Below are 19,481 nucleotides of genomic sequence, written 5' to 3'. Positions count from 1 at the left end.
GCCAACTCGCGATATGCCGCCCGCAACCAACCACAGACCGGATCCGTAGCACGACTCCTGGTCCACTCCGGGTCAAACGATCACCGCCTAGGACGACTGTTCCACCTCCCCAAGCAGTACCGAAGCGCAAGCACCAATCTCCGAATCAAGCGAAAACCGCAGGCCACAAGGCCATTAGCAAGCACGGCATCCTAGGCCGAATCCGACCAAGGCGAATTGCATCAACCGCCATACCGAGCGGAAACACCTACCCAGCAGTACGCCCCGCAGTCAATCCATGGTCAATCGACCCCACAGGCACCGGAGTCCCTGCCGGCGAAAACCACCGACAGGGACTCTGAACCGCAAAAACTCTGGTGCGCGATACTGGAATTGAACCAGTGACCTCTACCGTGTCAAAAAAAGAAAGGTCGTGAGTTTCCCCTGGTCACAAGGGGTTTCGCGTTAGATCGCAGGTCAGCGGTCCTTGTTCCTCCTCGTCCCGACGGGATCTGACGCGTTGCCACGCGCTCCCGCCGCCAGGAAATCGCCATTTGATCTTGGTCGGCGTGGGGGAAAGTCACCTTGTCGCACCCACTTCTTCGGCTGTGCCTCACAGCCCTCGTATGGGACCGTACGAGCCGCGCAGTACTCCGGGAAGGCCCGACGGCCCGCATCACGTACACAGCCCAGTGGATGTGGGGCAGGTAAACCCGCATGAGGGATCGACCACCCTCCCGTATCCGTCCTGATGTGTCGCTGCGCCTGCAATGCGCGTGCACACTGCTGGTGCCCACTAGTCGTTGACGGGCTCCTGCTGACTTCCACAAGACCCACGACCACGGCGCTACTGGCCAGTGGAAGGCCTGGCTGTCGTTCATGCTCGGCATCGCGCTGTCACTCTGCGCAAGCATCGCCTCCGCGCCCCAGCTGAACATCTTCGCCATTGCCGTAGCTGCCCGCCCTCCGCTGGCACTCCTGCTGTCGGTCGAATTACTCAACCAAGCCTTCAAACGCCACCACGGCGCACAGCCTGACTCGGCTGAACCCCGAAACGGCGGTCTCGGCCTGAGAGCACAGCGGGGCACGTGGTGAGGGGTAGGCCGGTGCTGGCCTACTCCTCACCACGTCCGTGGGCAGTGGGGCTGTCGTGGCCGGTGTGGTTTTCGATGATGCGGCAGATCACGGCATGCTCACCGCGGCGCTGGCTGTCCCGGGCGACGTGGCGGGCGGAGGCCAGCGAACGACGGAGCTGGCGCAGGTCTGCGAGAGTGCGGTCGATCTCGGCGATGTGGGTGTCGAGGAGTTCGGTGACGCGCCCGCACGGAGCGGCGCCGTCGCGTTGCAGGTCGATGATGTTTTTGATCTCGGGCAGGGTCAGGCCGAGAGTTTTGGCCTGGCGGATGAAGCGCAGCACGTCGAGGTCGTCGTCGGTGAAGACCCGGTAGCCGACCTCGGTGCGTTCGGCAGGCGGCAGCAGGCCCTTCGACTCCCACAGGCGGACCGCTTTCGCGCTGACCCCTGCGGCCTGGGCGGCCGCACCCACGGTCATGGTCATCCCAGCCTCCTGCGGTACTGGTGGGTCTTCACGCTTGACCTTACCCCTGGGGCAAGGTTCTAGCGTGTGTCGGCGAAGGAAAAACCGCACGTCGAAGCCTGGGAGTGAGGGGTTATGGACACGCTGGTGTTGCGGGTGGTGGGGATGTCGTGCGCCGGCTGTGAGCAGCGGATCGACGCGGTGCTGCGCCGAGTCGAGGGCGTACGAGAGGTCATCGCCGACCACACCACCGGGGCGGTGCGGGTGCGTGTCGGCTCCGAGTTGGCCGACCGCGGTGTGCTGGCCGAGCGGTTGGATGCCGCTGGCTACGAGGTCATCGAGGGGGTGGGCCGGTGAGTACCGCTGTCGCGGAACAGTCGCAGCTATGGGACTCGGAGCCCAGCCCGACGCCGGGGCATCAGCGGATTCGTGCGCGGATCGCGGGCTTGCACTGCTCGCTGTGCACCGGCACGATCGAAAAGGCCCTGGGCCGCATGGACGGTGTCGGCACGGTGGCGGTGAGCCTGACCCACGAGCAGGCCCTGGTCGACTACGACCCCGCGCGCATCGCGCCCGAGCGGATCCTGGGCACGCTGCGCGATATCGGCTATGACCTCTACGACCCGCGCAAGCTACGCGCGTTCGAGGACGAGGAAGCCGATCTGCTGCGCGAGGGCAAGCGGTTGTTCACCGCCATCGGCGTGAGCCTGGCGGCGATGGTGCAGATCGCCGAAGGCTGGTGGACGCTCGCGTGCGCAACCCTGCTGGTCGCCGCGCTGGCGCTGGTGTTTTCGATCCTGCGCCCCACCGGCCGGGCTCGGGCGGCCGGGTGGGCGGCCGCAGTCGCCGCCCCAGGGGCGCTCGCCCTGGCCGCGCGCTTCGGCGGGTTGCTGGCGCCACCGGTCAACGGGTGGATCGCCGCGGTACTGGCGGGTGTGATGGTGTTCGGCGTGGCCCCGCACATTCTGCGGATGGCGTGGCAGTCCGCGCGCCGCGGCATTCTCAACCAGCATGTCCTGCTGGAGATCGGCGCGTTCGCCGGCATCACCGGCGGCATCATCGGCCTGACCGGGGTGTTGCCCGGTTATCCGACCGCGGAGTTCTTCGCGGTGGCGGCGATCGTGGCGACCTACCACATCTTCTCGGAATGGTTGTCGCTGCTGGTCAAGACCCGCTCCAGCCAGTCGATCAAGAAACTGTTGGACCTGCAACCCGACCTGGCACGGCTGGTCACCGACTCCGGCGAGTCCGAGGTGCCCGTCGAGCAGGTCGAGGTGGGCCAGCGGGTGCGAGTGCGGCCCGGCGAACGCATCCCGCTCGATGGGCGCATCCGAACCGGCTATTCGGCCATCGACTTCTCGCTGGTCACCGGCGAGCCGGTTCCCGCGGAGCGCGGGCCGGGTGAGGAGGTTGTCGGCGGGGCGATCAACGGCACTGGCAGCCTGCTCATCGAGGTCACCGCCACCGGCGCCGAGGGCTTCCTGGCCCAGGTGGTGCGCCACGTGGAGGACTCCCGCGCGCTCAAGCCCGGCATCCTGCATCTGGTCGACCGGGTGCTGCGCGTCTACACCCCCACCGTGTTGAGCATCTCCGCGATCGCCCTGCTCGCCTGGCTGGGCGACAGCTGGGCGTTGGCCGGCCAACCCGATGTGCACCGCGCGGTGTTCGCCGCACTCGGAGTGCTGGTGATGGGCTATCCCTGCGCGGTCGGGATCGCCGCACCGCTGGCCATCGTGCGCGGCACCGGACATGCCGCCGACCGGGGCATCGTCATGCGCACCGGCGAAGCCTTCCAAACCTTCCGCCTAGTGCGCCGCATCGTGCTGGACAAGACCGGCACCCTCACCCAAGGTCGTCCCACCGTGAGGGCCATCGAACCCGTCGACGGCGACGAGCAGGAGCTGCTGCGCCTGGCCGCGGCCGCCGAGAAGCACTCCGAGCACGCGCTGGCCCGCGCTGTTGTGGCCGCCGCCGAAGACACTGGCATGGAGGTGCCCACGGCGGACGACTTCGAGTCGGTGACCGGTTCCGGCGTGCGCGCCACCGTCGACGGCCAGCGCGTGCTGGTAGGCCGGCCCGGGTTGCTCACCGACGCCGGCATCGAGCTGGCCGAGCTCGCGGCGTGGATCGAGGAGGCCGAGGCTGCCGGGCACACCGTCATCGCCGTGGCCACCGGCCAGGCGCTGCGGGGCGCGATCGCGCTGGGCGACCAGATCCGCGAGGACGCCGAAGCCGCGGTCGCGGCCATGCGCGCGGCGGGGATGGTCCCAGTGCTGGTCACCGGCGACAACGAGCGCGCCGCGCGGTACGTCGCCGGCCAGCTCGGCATCACCGAGGTCCACGCCGGGGTGCGTCCGGACGGCAAGGCAGCGATCGTGCGCGAGCTGCAGGCCGAGGGCACCCGGGTGGCCATGGTCGGCGACGGGATCAACGACGCCCCCGCCCTGATGCAGGCCGACGTGGGGCTGGCCGCCGGCGGCGGCACCGACATCGCCGTGGAATCCGCCGACCTCGTACTGCTGCGCGACGACGTCACCGCAGTGCTCGACGCCCGGAACATCAGCGACCGCGCCTACCGGCGCACCCGCACCAACGTGGGTCTGGCCTTCACCTTCAACGGCCTAGGCATCCCGCTGGCCACCACCGGCCTGATCAGCCCCGTATGGGCCATGGTGGCCATGGCCGCCTCGGTGACCACGATCTTCCTCAACTCCTTCGGCACCCGCCCCGCACTGCTCATCAGCGCCATCACCAGCGTCGGCCGGCCAGGGCCCAGCACCGCCGCCGACGTGGGGCCTGCTTCCCCGGTGCCCACACGGGTGTCCGGTTAACAGCCGGGCACCCGCCCCACCGCGCAGCGACGAAGCCCAGCAACCCGGCACATTCCAGTCATCAGGAAGAGGAGACGTGTCCGAACCCGCACCCATCCCCAGCGCGCCCCGGGGCATGCTGGCAGTGCTGACCACCGCAGCGTTCGTGATCTTCGCGCAGATCTTCATGGTCGCGCCGATCCTGCCGGCACTGGCCAAGGTCTTCGCCACCACCCCGAGCCTGGTCGGCCTGGCCGTGCCGGCGTATCTGGTGCCCTACGGGGTCATGACCCTGCTCTGGGGTCCCTTGTCCGACCGCGTCGGGCGCCGCCCGGTCATCCTCGCCTCCCTGGTGGCATTCACCGTGCTCACCGCCGCGACCGCGTTCGTCGGCACCGCCACGGCGTTCGTCGGCATGCGGGTGGTCACCGCCCTCGGCGCCAGTGGCGTCGTGCCGATCGGGCTGGCGCTGATCGGTGACCTGTACCCCTACCAACGTCGGGGCTGGGCACTCGGGTGGTTGTTCGGCGGTATGGCCGGCGGCATGGCCTTCGGCGCGGCCGGCGGCGCACTCGCCGAGCCCCTGCTCGGCGGGTCCGGGCTGTTCCTGGCCGTCAGCGTCCTCGGGCTGGTGCTGCTGACCATGGCACTGGCCGTCCTCCCGCCCACACCGAGGCCGGCCACGGTGCCGCCCTGGCGCAAGGTCGCCGCCGGCTACACCGCCCTGCTGCGCACCGCCCGTGGTCAACGCACCTACGCCTATGTGCTGGTCAACGCGGTGCTGCACTCCGGGGTCTACACCTGGCTCGGGGTCTATTTGTCCCAGCGTTTCGGTCTCGGCGAGTTCGGTATCGGGCTGACCCTGCTCGGCTACGGCATCCCCGGCCTGCTGCTGGGCCCCGTCATCGGGCGACTGGCCGACCGCTACGGCCGCGCCCGCATCATCCCCGCCGGACTGGCCCTCGGCGCCGCGTGCGCGCTGCTGCTGGCCACCCCGTTGCCGCTGCTGGCCGTGCAAGCCAGCATCGTGGCGCTGTCCCTGGGCTACGACATGACCCAACCACCCCTGGGCGGCATCGTCACCGACCTGCCCGGACACCGCGGCCAAGCCATGGGCCTCAACGTCTTCACCCTGTTCACCGGCATGGGGATAGGAAGCCTCGCCTTCCAAGCCCTACTGCTGCCCGCCGGTTTCCCCGTCGCGCTGACCGTGTTCGGCGCGGCCGCAACCGTGGCCACCGCAGCCGCTGTTCCGCTGTTCCGCCACGAACGGCCCCGTACCAGCGCCCCGACATCCTGAAAGGCCCGCCCCGCCCCAGGTCAGGAAGAGGGGCTACGCAGTGGCCGGTAGCCGGTGCGCGACCATCAAAACCGGCAAGAACGCCAGCCAACACCCCTCAGTCGCCTCGTTCTACCACGCCCTCGCCGACACCGAAGCCTGACCAGGCATTACCAGAAGACTTGGCAGGTTTCTCGCGTATCCCGGCTACCCCTAGAAGCCCTCGGCGTTGCTGGCCAGTGTGGTGGCTCCCCGGTCGAGCTCGACCGGGGAGCTCGTGGTGCTGCCCGCGTCACGAGGCGGCAGCTCCGGAGCCAGAAACGAATAGCGGCCGAGGACCTTTACGTGGTGCCACACGAACGGCGAGAGCCAGGCGGCGTCCTCATCACGAACCTCGTAGCCCCCAGCCCGCAGCTCGGTGATCGCGGCATCGAGGTAGCGGGTGTTGAACAGCACCAGCGCGTTCAAGATATTTGCCGAGGGCGCCGAGCTGGTCTTACATGCCCTCGTAGTAGCGCTGTCGCAGTTCGCCGCGCTGGCCGTGAAAGATCCGCCTCGCCAGGGCGTGGCAGCCTTCCTGGAGGTTGGCCTGGGCTTGCTGTCGCGGCGATAGCCGGTGTCGTCGACCAGACGAAGTGCATGCAGGGTCTTGTGAATGCGCCCATAGTGCGCGATCGCTTCACCAAGCGGGGTGGGGTGGCCGTCGCGGGAGAGCATCCGGATCACGTCGTGCGCTCGGACGGCGCCCGTGTGAATGGAGGCGGTGACCCGCAGGATGTCCTCCCAGTTCCGCCGCACCGGTCCAGATCGATCCGGCCGCAGGCAGCGGTGGCGATCGGACCGTCGCGGTCGTAGAGCACGTCCAGCACGTGCAGGGAGTCACGCGGGGTACCGGCGACGACTTTCCCGGCGGCCCGGCGGCCTGGTCGTTGAGCTTGTTCAGCCAGGTCGCGCCCCGTTTCTGGCCCCGGTAATGGGGATTGTGGCGGGCATTGATGGTCTGCACCGGTACGACGAACCGCATCCTGTCGACACTGGCCTGGCCACATGCCCGCCGCCCAGATCTGTGCCAGGCCGATGCGGGCCTGCTCGTCGATCAGGGCGCCGTTGGCGGCTTTAAGGGTGTCCATCCGCAGGTAGGTGGCATCGACCTGCGCGAGCCGGTCGTGGGTCAGCGCGGGCACGGCGTGTTTGACGACCGAGGTCCAGCCGATATTGCAGGACTCGCTCACCAGCAGTGCGGCGATCGAGATGTGCAGGTCGGCCAGGCGGGCTTCGCCGCCGGTGACCGAGGTGAACGCCTGGTCGGCACCGGTCCAGGACAACACCTCCAGCAACACCTCGGGCAGATCCACACGAGGCAGCATCCGGTGGGTCAGCACCCGCAGGTTCTCCAGGCTCGGCGGCTCCGCCGCTGGCCGCCGCGCAGTTACTGGCCGCCCTGTCCGCAGGGGCCACCAGCGCGCTGCTGGTTGTGCTCGCTCACGAGCACCTCAGCATCGGGCCGCAGGGATTCGGGCGGCTGCTGGCTGCCATCGCGATCGGCGCCGCCGCCGGTCCCACGCTGCTGACCCGATTCGTGTGCGAGCCGGCCCGGCCAGGAATCGTCTTCAGCGCCTACTGGTTGCGCGGCCTCGTCGACCTGGTGCTGGCCGCGACGACATGGCCGCCCCGGGCCGCCGGGGCGCTGCTGCTCTACGGCCTGGGCACCTCCACCGGGACCAACACCTTCACCAGCCTCGTGCAAGCCCACACCGATGAGGCCGTGCGGGGCCGCGTGTCCTCCGGGCTGGACGCGCTGTGGCAGACCGGCCGACTGGGCAGCCTCGTCCTCGGTGGCCTTCTCGCCTACAGACTCGGCGTCACGGCCGTCTACCTCCTCGGAGCCGCACTCCTGCTCACCGCCGCAGCAGCCGGATTCACCCTCACTAATGCCCATCCGCACCGATGTGACGAATGGCGCAGTTGAACGGGCGATCGGCAATGCTCGCCTCCCTCGGTGGCATCGCCGGGCAGTGTTGCGGGCTCCTAATCGAGTTTCGACGGGAGTTCCCGCTCGAACCTTGCCCCGCCCGGAGCACGATCATTCAGGCCAAGAGGGCCGTCGATTCGACCTGCCAAGACTGACCGGCGCGTCAGTACCGGCTGCCGTGTCCCCACCCACCTATGAGGGGTATGACGGAGGGTGTAGTACCTGTTCAGGCGGCGTATCGGTCGAAGGCGGTGGTTGCCGTGATGGACGGAATGATGGGCATGGGCATGGGCCTGCTGGCGGTCCTGTGGGGCGTCGTGGGACTGGCGGTGCTGGCGCTGCTCGTGTTGGCGATCATGTGGCTGGCCAGGTCACTGATGAGCCAGGGCCAGCTAACACGGCAACGCGAAGACCCGGCGGAGACCGAGCTCCGGCGACGCTATGCAGCGGGAGAGGTCGACCGGGAGGAATACCAGCGCCGCCTCGGAGATCTCCGTGGCCGGTAACCAGCCCCACCTGGTCCTGCGTTTCGCGCAGCATGGTCGCACGTTGCCGCACAGTGGGGTTCCGCCTCTACGAAGCACGAACGTGGGAAAGCGACTCGCGCGACTGGTTGGGACTGAGGCGATACCACCAAGCGCACGGCTTGAACCGAAAGGGCCCGGTGACGTCCACAAGCATCACCAGTTGCGCGCTACACCGGTCCCATCGGTTCCATTTTTTGAGGGACGCGACGATCTACCTGGCTACAGGTCCACGGTCAGTTTCGGGCTGCGGGCGCGTGACACACAGGGGTAGATCACATCGCGGCGATCACGCTCGTCGGGCGGTAGCACGGTGTCACGGTGGTCGGGGAGGCCATCCAGGACATCGAGTTCACACGTACCGCAATATCCTTCCTCGCAGGAAGCCCGAGCATCCGGCACCGCATCTCGGACCACGTCCAGCAGACTGCGGTCGGCCGGGACCGGCAGGATTCGTCCGCTGCGTCGCAGCTCGACCTGGAAGTCGGCGGCTGCAGCACCGGCAGCGGCGAAGCGTTCGGTATGCAGATGCCGGTCAGGAAATCTGGTGACGACGACCTGCTTCACCGAGGTGAGAAGTGGTTCGGGACCGCAGGCGTAGACGGCCGCTCCCGGAGGTGTCTCAGCCAGTGCGGTGGCGAAGTCGGGCAGACCATCGGTGTCCTCTGGGACAAGCTGCACGCGATCGCGATCGAGCGCCAGGAGCTCCTCCGTGAAGGCCATTGCTGCGCTGGAGCGGGCGCCGTAGATCAGCCGCCACTCCCGTCCGGCTTCGGCCGCCGCTCGAATCATGGGCAGCATCGGGGTGATACCGATACCGCCAGCGATGAACAGGTAGTGGTTGGCCAGCACCAGGGGAAACCGGTTCCGCGGGCGGCTGATGGCGACTCGCTGGCCCGCTTGCAGTGCGTGCACCTCCTCTGACACGCCGCCGGCCGGGACGTGGAGCACACCGATGCGGTATGTGTTCAGGTCGGCCGGGTCGCCACACAGCGAGTACTGGCCGATCTGTCCTGACGGCAGGACGAGATCGACATGCGCACCGGGTTCCCACGCGGGTAGCGGCGCGCCGTGCACGCTGGCGAGTTCAACTGCGCTGATCTTGTCAGCAACCGAGCGGATCCCGGCCACGATGACGGGTTGGGTTCCGGGCGGATCCGAGGCCGCCGCAGGTTCCGCGGGGGCGGAGGTGTCGGCGCTGCCCCGCCTTCCAGCGAGTAGTCGGTAGAGGCTCAGAAACCCGACGAGCCAGATCAAGACGACGCCGGTCCCAAGCACGACCGGATCGTCTGTTCCAGCGGTGAGGGCGTGCAGGGTGGTGAGCCCGAACACCGCGAAGGCGCTGCGGTGGACGTAGGACCACCACCGATGGGGGATGCGTTGGCTGAGGAGTGAGGTCACCTGGATGGCGATGAGCAGGTAAGCAGCGATCACGCCCCAGGTCACCGCTGCGGGCCGGTAGCTGGAGGTTAAGGGGACCAGTAGCTGGGTCAGACCGATCTTCACCCAGGTGTCCGCCAGTAGTGCGACCGCATGTACAGCGAGGAAGGTCAGGGACAGTGCGGAAACGAAGCGGTGCAGATCGCGCAGGCTCGCCGCGTTCACGTGCTTGATGAGCAGGCGAGTCGAAAACAGCAATCCCAATACAACCGTGGCGGAGAGCAGCCACCAGGACATCAGTCCGCCGACACGCGCGAGGTACCACCAGATTCGGGGGTCCACGTCACATACCTTTCCCACGTTCCGACTGTGTGCGCCGCTCCATCCCCAGTGACGAGCAAGCCGCCTACGCCATGGCGTTCCAGCAGGGCCGTTCCGGCAGACAGGCCGGCGATCAGCGCCGCCTTGGCCAGCACCTCCGCCCAGGTGGCGTCTCCGGCCACGACCGTGACGGTGACAACCTCGCTTGTTGCGGGCATTCCGGTGCGCGGGTCGATGAGGTGGTGCAGTTCTCGCCCGTGCCGTCGCCATCGGCGTCGAAGCCGGGTGGAGGTGGCCACTGCTCCATCGGCCACGGCCAGCCACGCCAGATCCTTATCCGGATTGGCCTCGTCTGCCACGGCGCTGTCCCAGGCCACACCACTGGGCGGCGAGCCCGCCATTCGAACGTCGCCGCCCAGATTGACAGACGCCCCTTCCGCTCCTGCGGTGAGCAATTCGTTGACCAGGAGATCGGCTGCGTAGCCCTTGCCGATGCCCCCCAGATCGAGTTGGACGCCGGGAGGTAGGTAGACGCGATCTGCTTTGAATTCGATGTCTGCGCAGCCGGGAGCAGGCACAGGCGGCGCCTCGGGCAGCGGTCCGTCCCGCAACGTCTCGAAGCTGCCGCTGTAGCCAGCGGTTTTCAAGGCAGGCAACACGGTCGGATCGAACAGACCACCGGTCACCTCCCACGCCCGCACCGCGGCGTGCACCACCCACAGCGTCGGAGCGCAAACCCGGACCCATCGGCCCTGCAAGCTGTTCAGCCGGCACAATTCGCTGTCCGGTTGGAACCGGGACCACAACGATTCAAGCTGGCCCAGCAGGGTTTGTGCCCGAGCCAGCAGCTCGGGGGCTCCGCCGGTTACCACGAGATGCCCGGCGGAACCCATCACCGGAAACCGTGCTTCAGCTGCCACTGCTGCGCGCCATGGGATTTGCCGCCATGGTCTGGGCCTGAGGCGGCGCGGGTGCGGCAGAAGAGTTTTCGGCCGTCTTGCCGCCGCCACATCCGCTGCCGCTGCTGCGCGTTGCGGGCCCCGGTGCCCCCTGAGCCTCAAGCGCAGGAGTCGCCGCCGTGGGTGCGGCATTGGCCACCGGCGACGATGGGGATGGGTCGCCATTAGTCAGCAGAGGAATGAGCAGTGTGGCACCCGCGATGCTGGCCGTGGCAACACCCACCCGCAGCGCTGTGCGACGATCCTGCTCCTTGGCGGCACCAGACTCCTCGGCCATGGATCACATGCCTCCCATGCCGCTATTGGGCGCAGGCGCCGCACCGCCGTTCGGCGCGGGGTTCATGCCATTGTTGTTCGGCGCAGGATTCATACCGTTCATACCGCTGTTATAAGGCACCCACATGTAGCCCGTGCCGCTGAAGGGCATCCACATCCCGCCCATTCCATTGCTGGGCATTCCGGTACCATTGTTCGACATACCCATGCCATTCATGGTCATACCGCCGTTGGGCATCAAGCTCATGCCATTCATGCCCATGCCGCTACCCTGACCATTCGGCATCATCCCCATGCCGTTCATGCCGTTCATGCCGTTCATGCCCATGCCGTTATTGCCCATCATGTTCGGCATTCCGTTCATCATGCCCATGCCACCGCTCTGGCTATTCGGCATCATGCCCATGCCATTCATCATGTCCATCCCCATACCCATGCCGTTGGGTTGGCTGGGCTGACCCATGCCGTTCGGCTGGCTGGGCTGCACGGGTCGCTGGTCAGGGGACGGAGGCGCGGGCGGCGCAGGTGCTGTCGGGGCAGGCTGCGGGGTGTCCGACGTGGCGCTGGCGACCGCCACGCTCGTCGTGACACCCACCGTCACGACTCCTGCCGCGAGAGCGAGGGCCGTGCGATGCTTGATTTGCCCTAGCTTGACTGACACTGTTTTCTCCATTCCTCCGGGCGCATATCGCGCTTACGGCTCTGTGCTTCACGCTGTCGTCACCCGAATTCCGGCATTCCGAGCGAAAGTGAACTCATTTACGAATGGTCGGCTGGAAATTTCGCAGTCGCAGGCTGTTGGTGACAACAAACACCGACGAGGTCGCCATTGCCGCCCCAGCGATGAGCGGGTTGAGCAGGCCGAAACCGGCGAGCGGCAAGGCGGCAACATTGTAGAAGAACGCCCAGAAGAGGTTGCCCTTGATCGTGGCGAGGGTCTTGCGGGCGAGTCGAATTGCATCTGCGGCGGCTTGCGGGTCTCCCTTGACCAGGGTCAGGTCGGCGGCGGCGATGGCCGCGTCGGTTCCGGTTCCCATTGCCAGACCGAGGTCAGCCTGGGCCAAGGCGGCGGCGTCGTTGACACCGTCGCCGACCATTGCCACGACTTTTCCTTCACCCTGGAGCCGTTTGACTTCATCGACCTTTTCCTCGGGGTGGACTTCGGCGATGACCTCGTCGATCCCGACTTGGGTGGCGACGTGCTTCGCTGCCGCAGTGTTGTCACCAGTAAGCAGTACGGGCCTCAGCCCCAGTTCCTTGAACTGGGCAACTGCGTCAGCGCTGGACTTCTTGACCGTGTCGGCTACGACGAGCGCGGCGCGAATCTGTCCTTCCCATGCGGTGAAAACGACGGTGTTTCCGGCGCTTTCGGCTCGTTGCTGAGCCTGAGCGAGAGAGACTGGACGTCCAGGCCGTCCTGGGTGGCCAGCCAACTCGCGCGTCCAGCGAGAATCGTCCGGCCTTCAACGGTGCCGGTGACGCCACTTCCGGCGTGATTGGCGAACCCTGTGACGGCGGGGAGGGCCGCGTGCCTGTCCGCGGCGGCGTCCGCGATCGCGCGGGCGATCGGATGCTCGCTGGCGTTCTCCAAAGCGCCTGTCAGGCGCAGAACTTCCCCGTCGTCCTCGCCCTCGGCGGCCACGACTTCGGTCAGGCTCATCCGTCCCTCGGTGATCGTGCCGGTCTTGTCCAGCACGATCGTGTCGATGCGCCGGGTTGACTCCAGCACCTCGGGACCACGGATGAGCAAGCCGAGCTGAGCACCTCGACCGGTGCCGACCATCAGAGCCGTCGGCGTGGCCAGTCCGAGCGCGCACGGGCAGGCGATGATGAGCACAGCGACCGCCGCGGTCAGCGCCATCGACCCCGCGTGCCCCAGGAACAGCCAGGCGATCAGGGTCTCCACCGCCAGCAGAATGACTACCGGGACAAAGATCGCCGAGATCTGATCAGCCAGCCGCTGCACCTCGGCCTTGCCTGTTTGAGCGTCCTCAACCAAGCGGGCAATCTGAGCGAGTTTGGTGTCCGCACCGACCCGGGAGGCGCGCACCAGCAGTTGACCTCCCGCGTTGACCGTCGCCCCGGTCACCACGTCACCTGCGCTGACCTCGACCGGTAACGACTCGCCCGTCAGCAGGGATTCGTCCACGGCCGAGGAACCTTCCACCACGACGCCGTCGGTGGCGATCTTCTCCCCCGGTCGCACGAGGAACTCCGCACCGACCTCCAACTGGTCGATCGGGATACGCACCTCGCGTCCGTCGCGCACGACGGTGACGTCCTTGGCTCCGAGGTTCATCAGGGCTCGGATCGCCTCGCCCGCGCGCCTGCGAGCACGCGCCTCGAAGTAGCGGCCCGCGAGGATCGCCGCGGTCAGCGCCGCGGCCACTTCCAGGTAAACCTCTGCCGACCCGTGCGTGCTCGAACTGGGAATGAGCGAGAACGCCATCGTCATTCCGGGCTCGCCCGCGCCGCCGAAGAACAGCGCGTACACGCTCCACACCCACGCCGCCAGAACACCAAGCGAAACCAGGGTGTCCATCGTGACCGCCCGATGGCGCAGGTTCAGCACAGCTGCCCGGTGGAACGGCCACGCCCCCCACAACGCAACGGGAGAAGCCAGCGCGAAGACCAGCCACTGCCAAAACCGGAACTGCGCGGCAGGCACCATCGACAGCACCAACACCGGCACGGTCAAAACCACCGAGACCAGTAATCGATCCCGCAGAGCCCGCACATGGCGTTGCTCATCATCACGAGAGCCCCCGGCATCATCACGAGAGCCCCCGGCATCCTCACTCTCGCCTGGCGTTCCCTTGGGCGTCGGGGAGGCAGGAAGACTCGCGCCGTATCCGGTGCCCCGCACCGTGGCCACCAGGTCCTCCGGCGCAACATCATCGGAATGGGCAACGCGTGCGCTGGCGGTGGCGAAGTTCACCGACGCACTCACCCCGGACAGCTTGTTCAGCTTGCGCTCGATCCGGGCCGCGCACGACGCACACGTCATGCCGGTGATGGACAAGTCGGTCTGCACTGACGGACTCGATTCAGTCCGGTCAGGGGATTCGAGTTCGGTCGAGGTCATATCAGGCTCGTCCTCCGTGCCGAGTCCAGGAACATCGCGAACCAGGTTTCGGTCCGAAGCCTTTCGAACGTTCCTCGAATCGAGATCCAGAGTCACGCCATGGACACGCGCGCTCCTGGACTCGGTCATACCTCGCTCCTCGATCCTTCGATATGGCGACCGCCGACGGCGGACAGCCGGACACACTGACCGTTACACTTCCAGTGCACTGGAAGGGCAAGAGGAGGGAACATGAGAATCGGAGAAGTTGCCGAACTCACAGGGACGAGCACCAAGACCATTCGCTTCTATGAGGAAGCGGGCGTGCTTCCCGCGCCCTCGCGCACGCCAAGCGGCCAACGCGACTACGGCTCGGACACCGCCGACCGGCTTCGATTCATCCGCCGATGCCAGGCTGCCGGGATGACCTTGCGCGAAGTGCGCCAGATCCTCGCTGTGCACGAGCGCGGCGAAAGCCCCTGCAGCCACGTCGGGCACGTCCTCAACGAACGACTGGACGGCGTGCGTGCCCAGATCGCCGAACTCATCACACTGGAAACCCACTTGGAACGCCTGCTCGCTCACGCCGAGCAAGGCCCGCCCAGCGAGCACGACAACGCCAGCGTCTGCTGGATCCTGGAAACCGAACCTCTCGACACCCCTCACCAGTGACGAGGAGGACCCCAGTGACCGCGCCCCGGCGATCGCGTGACTGATGCGCACTCAAGTTCGGCAAGCGGCTCGTCGATACGTGGCCACACGCGACTTTTTCCGCAGATACGAAACTGGAAAGTTCCCTATTTCCACGTCTCACCGCGGGGGCGCGACGCAGCGGCAGTGGCAAGTACGTAACCTGGGCCCGATGCGTCCGACCCGCCAGGTGCGAGCCGTGCGAGGCTTCCTCGCCCGGCTGGTTGCGGTGCTCACGGTGATCGCCGGCCTGGCGCTGCTCCACACCCCGCAGTGCACCGATGGCATGACGCCGGTCATTGACATGACCACCGCGGCCGAGCACGTGGCTTCCGATTCCGGCCACACCAAGGCCGGCAGCTCCATGAACGCATCAAGCATCGACACCGGTGGTGAAAACCGACACCTCAGTGATGGGACCAGCGTCGACGACGGCATGACCGGTCTCCCAAGCGGCTTGCACAGTGGCATGCTGATGACCTGCTTGGCTCTCCTGATCATCATCGTCGGGCTCTTGGCGATTCTGCGTCACCCCCAGATGCGGGTCATTCTGCGCTTCACCAGGACCAACGTGTCCACCCCGCGCGTGCCGCCACCACTGCCGCCGAGCCTCATCCAACTCTGCATCCTGCGGACGTAGGAGAATCTGCCCACCGACCGCACGATCCGTCGTGCGGCCATACCCCTGCGCCTTGAAAGCCAGGGGCTATCACGACTTCCCTACCTTTTTCCGCAGGAGGTTCCTTCAATGGATCTGATCGCAGTTTTGCTCACCGGCCTACTCGCCGGTGGGGTCTCATGTGCCGCAGTCCAGGGCGGACTGCTCGCCGGATTGATCACCCGCCAGCATCGCAACGCGGCCCCCGTCGACACCGGAAACACCGCCGTGCGGACCAAAACAACCCAGAGTCCGCTGAATCGGCTCGCCGACGATGTCGCACCCGTTGGTGGTTTCCTGATCGGCAAGCTCGTCTCCCACAGCGTGCTCGGCGCACTGCTCGGCACACTGGGCACGGTCGTGCAGATGTCTGTCGGCACCAGGACCACGTTGCAGCTGATCGCCGGTGTGGTGATCTGCGTGCTGGGACTCTCCCAGCTCGGCGTGCCCGGTTTCCGCAACATCGTCATCGAACCACCGCTGTCCTGGATGCGGATCGTGCGCGACAGCTCGCGTTCCCAATCCGCGCTGGCGCCGACGCTGCTCGGCGTGGTCAGCGTGCTCATCCCGTGCGGCGTCACGCTGTCGGTGGAAGCGCTGGCGCTGGCCTCGGGCTCACCACTGGCCGGAGCGGCGATCATGGCGACCTTCGTCGTCGGAACCAGCCCGCTGTTCGCGATCCTCGGCTACGCCGCCCGCAAGGCAGCCACCGCGTGGCGCAGTCGACTCGCCGTCCTCACCGGCATCGCAGTGCTGATCACCGGCCTCTACACGCTCAACGGCGGGCTCGAACTCGCAGGTTCACCACTGGCCGCCAGCCGACTCACGCACGCCGCCACCGCCGAAGCACCCCCGGCTCCAGGCACCGTGACCGTGCAGAACGGGCACCAGACCGTGGTCGTTACCGCCAGCTCCAGTGCCTACAGCCCCGCCAACGTCCAGGTCCGCGCGGACCTGCCCACAACACTGATCATCCAATCGGACAACGCCCAGGGATGCATTCGTTCCTTCATCATCCCCTCCCTGGGCATCGACAAGATCCTGCCCACGCGAGGCCAAACACCGATCGAGCTCGGCCCGCTCCCCCGCGGACCGCTGGCCTACTCCTGCGGCATGGGCATGTACACCGGCACGATCACCGCCGCCTGACAAGGAGTCCCATGCCCGCCACAACAGCCACCTTTCGCGTTATCGGCATGCACTGCGGTAGTTGCAGCCTGCTCATCGACGACGTCCTCGAAGACCTCCCCGGCGTGCGCTCCACGCGCACATCGGTGAAGGACGAACTCACGATCGTCGAACTCGACACGACCGCATCCAGTCCTGGAGACGTCATCGCCGCCATCGACGAGGCCGGCTACCAAGCCGAACACATCGGATAAGCCACTGCTACCGACAGCCAGCGTCGCGCCGTCCTCCAATGATCCCCGGAGGACGGCGCGGCGCCGAGCCATGCGATTTCAGCTCTCGCAAGTCACGATGGAAGTGCCTGCCGTAACTGCGACACCGATGGCGCGCCCGAGAGCCGACCGTCGGCCTCGCGGTAGAGCCGGCAGGACACGCTGGCCGCGCGGCCGGGCTCGGCGAACGGGTCGATCCCGTCAACCAGCAACGTCGGTGAGCCAGTCATACCGGCCTGAGCGGCTGCTGCCGGATCGTCAATCACGTGGACCGTAACCTCAACGTCGACGTCACCGAGCGCTTCCTGGAGTCGCTGTTGTAACAGCGGCACATTCGGGCAGTCGGGAACTTGCAGAATGTCCAGCCTCATGCGATTTCCTTTCGGCCAGTGTCAGATCCCGCAGCTGCAAACCTGAGCAGTCGGTTCGGCGACGCTTCGCGGATGGCCGGTGCGGGGCATCGTCCCTGGGAGCCAATCACTACGCTCTCGTGGACTTCGTACTCGGGAGCCAAACGCGGCGATGAGGTAGAAGAGGAACAGTCCTCATGCGACACAGCGGCCATCACCCCCGCGCTCATCCTCGTTCCCTCCACACGGGCCGTGCCCTAGCAGGCGTCACAGCAGCCGTCTCCTTCGGGCCGGGTGGTGGGTTTTCCGGCGATGGCTGGTGGGAGCGCCGCCGCGCCGGGCACGGGGGCCACCTCGGGAAGGGGTCGGGCGCGGGCGGCGCGAATGGCGTTGCCGATGACCAGGACCTCGGCGAGTTCGTGCACGAACACCACCGTGGCCAGGCCCATGACCCCGAACGCGGCCAGCGGGATGAGCACGGTGATGATCGCCATCGACAGCCCGACGTTCTGCAGCATCACCCTCCTGGCGTGGCGGGCGTGCGCGAGAACCTGGGGCAGGTGCCTGAGGTCTTCGCCCATGAGCGCGACGTCGGCGGTTTCGATGGCGACGTCGGTGCCCATCGCGCCCATCGCGATGCCGACATCCGCGGTGGCCAGCGCGGGTGCGTCGTTGACGCCGTCGCCGACCATCGCGATCGTGCGGCCGTTGCTCAGCGAGCTGAGCTGGCGGGCTTTGTCCTCGGGCAGCAGTTCGGCGTGCACGGTGCTGATGCCCGCCTGGCTTGCCAGCGCGGTGGCGGTGCGGGTGTTGTCGCCGGTGAGCATCGCCGAGTCGATGCCCAGGCCGTGGATCTGCTGGATGGCTTCGGGGGCTTCTGCTCGGAGCTCGTCGCGGACCGCGATCGCCCCGAGCAGCGCCTCATCACGTTCGATCAGCACGACCGTGGCACCGTCTTGCTGGAGATGCTCGACATCTTCCGCGAGGGCGCCGGGGGTGATCCAGCCGGGTTTGCCCAGCCGAAGCGTGCTGCTGTTGAGCTGTCCGTGCAGACCGTGACCGGGCACGGCCGTGACCGCATCGGCGGTAGCCGGTCTCTCGCCGGTGGCATCGAGAATGGCCTGTGCCAGCGGGTGTTCGCTGCGCGCTTCCAAAGCGGCGGCGACGGCGAGCACCTCGCCCTCCGTAGCGCCATCGACCGGCACGATCTGCACAACTCGGGGTTGGTTGCGGGTCAGGGTGCCGGTTTTGTCCACCGCCACGGTGCCGATCCGGCCCAGTTCCTCCAGCGCGGCGCCGCCTTTGACCAACGCCCCGGTGCGGCTGGCCGCGCCGACGGCGGCCACGACCGTGAGCGGAACGGAGATCGCCAGCGCGCACGGCGACGCCGCCACCAGGACCACCAGAGCCCGCTCGATCCACACCAACGGATCATCCAGGACCGCGCCGAGCGCAGCGATGAGCACCGCGAGGATCATGATGCCGGGCACCAGCGGCCGGGCGATGCGGTCGGCCAGTCGCTGGCCGCTGCCCTTGCGGTCTTGGGCTTCTTCGACGATGTGCACGATGCGCGCGAGCGAGGAATCCGAGGCCGGTGCGGTCACGTCGACCTCGATCGCCCCACCGCCGTTGATGGCCCCGGCGTACACGCTCTCTCCCGGGCCGGCCTCGACCGGAACGGACTCACCGGTGATCGCCGAGAGGTCCAGGCTCGTGCGCCCGGACCGAATGACGCCGTCGGTGGCGGCACGCTGCCCGGGCCGCAGCAGCATCCGGTCGCCGATCACCAACTCATCCGGCGCCACCTGCACTTCGGCACTTTCGCGTAGCACTGACGCGGTCGGTGGCACCAAACCCAGCAGAGCGCGCAGGCCACGACGGGTGCGAGCGATGGCGTAGTGCTCCAAGCCCTCGGCGATGGAGAACAACACCCCGAGCAGCGCGGCCTCGGTGAACTGGCCCAGTGCCACCGCACCGATGGCGGCGATGGTCATCAGCGTGCCCACGCCGATGCGGCGGCGCAGCAGGTTGCGCAGCGATCCGGGCACGAACGTGGCCCCACCGGCCACGGCCGCCGCCAGCTCGAACCCGACCCCGACCCGCTCGGCACCGGAGAGCCCGATCAGCCATCCCGCGGCCAACAACACCGCCGCGAGCGCGGCCAGCTGCAGCTCACGCACCTGCCATAACCGCTCCGCGCCGTGTTCAGCGTGGTCGTCGTTCTCCGCCGCAGTTGCCGATGTCTGTGGCTCCTGCGGCCCGCAGCACTCTGCACCCACCGG

At 67.3% G+C, this 19,481-nt stretch carries 19 protein-coding genes and 2 pseudogenes; 10 read left to right on the top strand and 11 right to left on the bottom strand.

Annotation, left to right across the window (positions count from 1 at the left end):
- The first annotated feature begins 858 nt into the window (after positions 1-858).
- A complete protein-coding gene (locus REH65_RS25370; protein ID WP_406689394.1) occupies positions 859-1,074 on the top strand; it encodes a hypothetical protein in 216 nt (71 codons plus the stop codon).
- Positions 1,075-1,093: 19 nt separating this feature from the next.
- On the opposite strand, the gene REH65_RS25365 is transcribed toward REH65_RS25370, so the two are convergent.
- Entirely contained in the window at positions 1,094-1,537 is a 444-nt protein-coding gene (locus REH65_RS25365; RefSeq protein WP_406689393.1) for a MerR family transcriptional regulator, read from the bottom strand.
- Positions 1,538-1,651: 114 nt separating this feature from the next.
- Here REH65_RS25365 and REH65_RS25360 point away from each other — a divergent pair, with 114 nt between their 5' ends.
- From REH65_RS25360 to REH65_RS25350, 3 genes are all read left to right on the top strand, one after another.
- On the top strand, positions 1,652-1,873 hold the full coding sequence (locus REH65_RS25360) for a heavy-metal-associated domain-containing protein (RefSeq protein ID WP_406689392.1): 222 nt from the start codon (positions 1,652-1,654) through the stop codon (positions 1,871-1,873).
- The gene (locus REH65_RS25355; RefSeq protein ID WP_406689391.1) at positions 1,870-4,347 is read left to right on the top strand and encodes a heavy metal translocating P-type ATPase; all 2,478 of its coding nucleotides are present in this window, start codon (positions 1,870-1,872) and stop codon (positions 4,345-4,347) included. Before REH65_RS25360 ends, REH65_RS25355 begins: the two co-directional genes overlap by 4 nt.
- A 76-nt stretch (positions 4,348-4,423) precedes the next feature.
- A complete protein-coding gene (locus REH65_RS25350; RefSeq protein WP_406689390.1) occupies positions 4,424-5,626 on the top strand; it encodes an MFS transporter in 1,203 nt (400 codons plus the stop codon).
- 192 nt (positions 5,627-5,818) lie between these two features.
- Here REH65_RS25350 and REH65_RS25345 read toward each other — a convergent pair whose 3' ends face one another.
- The 4 genes and pseudogenes from REH65_RS25345 to REH65_RS25330 form a co-directional block, all read right to left on the bottom strand.
- Positions 5,819-6,073, bottom strand: a complete 255-nt coding sequence (locus tag REH65_RS25345; RefSeq protein ID WP_406689389.1) for a Tn3 family transposase — start codon at positions 6,071-6,073, stop codon at positions 5,819-5,821.
- Positions 6,074-6,101: 28 nt separating this feature from the next.
- On the bottom strand, positions 6,102-6,167 hold the full coding sequence (locus REH65_RS25340) for a hypothetical protein (RefSeq protein WP_406693240.1): 66 nt from the start codon (positions 6,165-6,167) through the stop codon (positions 6,102-6,104).
- A 117-nt stretch (positions 6,168-6,284) separates the two neighbouring features.
- Complete coding sequence (locus REH65_RS25335) at positions 6,285-6,611, bottom strand: hypothetical protein (protein WP_406693239.1); 327 nt, start codon at positions 6,609-6,611, stop codon at positions 6,285-6,287.
- Positions 6,505-6,972 (bottom strand): annotated as a pseudogene (locus REH65_RS25330) (Tn3 family transposase); the annotation flags it as partial. The pseudogene REH65_RS25330 and the gene REH65_RS25335, both read right to left, overlap by 107 nt.
- Positions 6,973-7,079: 107 nt before the next feature.
- On the opposite strand from REH65_RS25330, the gene REH65_RS25325 reads away from it, so the two are divergent.
- Together REH65_RS25325 and REH65_RS25320 are read left to right on the top strand one after the other, a co-directional pair.
- On the top strand, positions 7,080-7,574 hold the full coding sequence (locus tag REH65_RS25325) for a hypothetical protein (protein WP_406689388.1): 495 nt from the start codon (positions 7,080-7,082) through the stop codon (positions 7,572-7,574).
- A 263-nt stretch (positions 7,575-7,837) separates the two neighbouring features.
- Entirely contained in the window at positions 7,838-8,083 is a 246-nt protein-coding gene (locus REH65_RS25320; protein WP_406689387.1) for an SHOCT domain-containing protein, read from the top strand.
- Positions 8,084-8,323: 240 nt separating this feature from the next.
- On the opposite strand, the gene REH65_RS25315 is transcribed toward REH65_RS25320, so the two are convergent.
- The 4 genes and pseudogenes from REH65_RS25315 to REH65_RS25300 form a co-directional block, all read right to left on the bottom strand.
- Positions 8,324-9,823 carry a 2Fe-2S iron-sulfur cluster-binding protein gene (locus REH65_RS25315; protein ID WP_406689386.1) on the bottom strand — a complete coding sequence of 500 codons (1,500 nt, stop codon included), beginning with the start codon at positions 9,821-9,823 and terminating at the stop codon, positions 8,324-8,326.
- Entirely contained in the window at positions 9,778-10,722 is a 945-nt protein-coding gene (locus REH65_RS25310) for an FAD:protein FMN transferase (RefSeq protein ID WP_406689385.1), read from the bottom strand. Before REH65_RS25310 ends, REH65_RS25315 begins: the two co-directional genes overlap by 46 nt.
- 319 nt (positions 10,723-11,041) lie before the next feature.
- Complete coding sequence (locus tag REH65_RS25305; protein WP_406689384.1) at positions 11,042-11,632, bottom strand: hypothetical protein; 591 nt, start codon at positions 11,630-11,632, stop codon at positions 11,042-11,044.
- A 160-nt stretch (positions 11,633-11,792) separates the two neighbouring features.
- Positions 11,793-14,122: pseudogene (locus tag REH65_RS25300) on the bottom strand (heavy metal translocating P-type ATPase).
- 231 nt (positions 14,123-14,353) lie between these two features.
- On the opposite strand from REH65_RS25300, the gene REH65_RS25295 reads away from it, so the two are divergent.
- From REH65_RS25295 to REH65_RS25280, 4 genes are all read left to right on the top strand, one after another.
- On the top strand, positions 14,354-14,773 hold the full coding sequence (locus REH65_RS25295) for a heavy metal-responsive transcriptional regulator (RefSeq protein WP_406689383.1): 420 nt from the start codon (positions 14,354-14,356) through the stop codon (positions 14,771-14,773).
- A gap of 190 nt (positions 14,774-14,963) precedes the next feature.
- Entirely contained in the window at positions 14,964-15,431 is a 468-nt protein-coding gene (locus tag REH65_RS25290) for a hypothetical protein (RefSeq protein ID WP_406689382.1), read from the top strand.
- Positions 15,432-15,539: 108 nt separating this feature from the next.
- Positions 15,540-16,598: a sulfite exporter TauE/SafE family protein gene (locus tag REH65_RS25285; RefSeq protein WP_406689381.1), complete on the top strand. Its 1,059-nt coding sequence runs from the start codon at positions 15,540-15,542 to the stop codon at positions 16,596-16,598.
- Positions 16,599-16,609: 11 nt separating this feature from the next.
- Entirely contained in the window at positions 16,610-16,831 is a 222-nt protein-coding gene (locus REH65_RS25280) for a heavy-metal-associated domain-containing protein (RefSeq protein ID WP_406689380.1), read from the top strand.
- Positions 16,832-16,923: 92 nt separating this feature from the next.
- On the opposite strand, the gene REH65_RS25275 is transcribed toward REH65_RS25280, so the two are convergent.
- Positions 16,924-17,220, bottom strand: a complete 297-nt coding sequence (locus REH65_RS25275) for an alkylmercury lyase (RefSeq protein ID WP_406689379.1) — start codon at positions 17,218-17,220, stop codon at positions 16,924-16,926.
- Positions 17,221-17,456: 236 nt separating this feature from the next.
- Positions 17,457-19,478, bottom strand: a complete 2,022-nt coding sequence (locus REH65_RS25270; RefSeq protein WP_406689378.1) for a heavy metal translocating P-type ATPase — start codon at positions 19,476-19,478, stop codon at positions 17,457-17,459.
- Between the last annotated feature and the right edge of the window lie 3 nt (positions 19,479-19,481).

The organism is Saccharopolyspora sp. ID03-671 (genome assembly GCF_045278815.1).
Taxonomy (GTDB): Bacteria; Actinomycetota; Actinomycetes; order Mycobacteriales; family Pseudonocardiaceae; genus Saccharopolyspora; species Saccharopolyspora ipomoeae.
This window is presented reverse-complemented; position numbering and strand designations above follow the sequence as displayed.